Origin of the sequence: Vibrio ordalii ATCC 33509 (assembly GCA_000257205.1) — a bacterium.
GTDB lineage: Bacteria > Pseudomonadota > Gammaproteobacteria > Enterobacterales > Vibrionaceae > Vibrio > Vibrio ordalii.
The window spans coordinates 1-742 of the sequence record AEZC01000158.1 but is presented as its reverse complement, the minus strand read 5'-3'; the positions used below and the strand labels follow the sequence as shown (position 1 = coordinate 742).

Below are 742 nucleotides of genomic sequence, written 5' to 3'. Positions count from 1 at the left end.
TTCTAATTCTTAATCACAGGAAAATTATTATGCTTAAGGATTAACTAGACTACTTAGTGACGCCAGTTTATAGAGCTATGATGTAAAGAAACGAAAAAGCCAGCTCGAAAGCTGGCTTTTTATCGTTCTCAATCGAGAAAATATGGTGGAGGGGGACGGATTCGAACCATCGAAGGCGGAGCCGGCAGATTTACAGTCTGCTCCCTTTGGCCACTCGGGAACCCCTCCGGGTGTTTTCCTATTCTAAAAATAGGCTTGAATGATGTTTTCCCAACGTATCAATCAAGGTTTCTCTTACGAGAGAATATGGTGGAGGGGGACGGATTCGAACCATCGAAGGCGGAGCCGGCAGATTTACAGTCTGCTCCCTTTGGCCACTCGGGAACCCCTCCAGAGGGTTTTCATACAATGTGACTTATAGTGTTTATAACGACACTATTTGGCTCACAGTATGCTTAAACAACGTTTTCCCAACGCATTGCTCAAGTGCGGAGCGCATGATAGCAAACTCGCTCTCTCTGTAAAGCCTTTTTCTTATGATTTTGAATTGAATGCTGCCTTTTTGGGCAAAGGAGTGAGGAATGGATAGTTTTGCTCTATTTATACTCTTCCCACTTGAAGCTGCAGCGGTGTTGGCTACGTTCGCTCACCCCAATCACATAGTTTATCTATGCTCATAGGGATGAACTTACTTGCCGCCTACCTGCAACTTCAAGTTGTTTGGGTATAGCCTGTTTGTGAC

Annotated in this window: 2 tRNA genes; both read right to left on the bottom strand. The window is 44.6% G+C overall.

From position 1 onward, the window contains the following. Positions 1 to 143: 143 nt before the first annotated feature. Positions 144 to 228: transfer RNA gene (locus tag VOR_RS0111090), tRNA-Tyr, on the bottom strand. Positions 229 to 307: 79 nt separating this feature from the next. Then, positions 308 to 392 (bottom strand) — tRNA-Tyr (locus VOR_RS0111085). Positions 393 to 742: the final 350 nt, after the last annotated feature.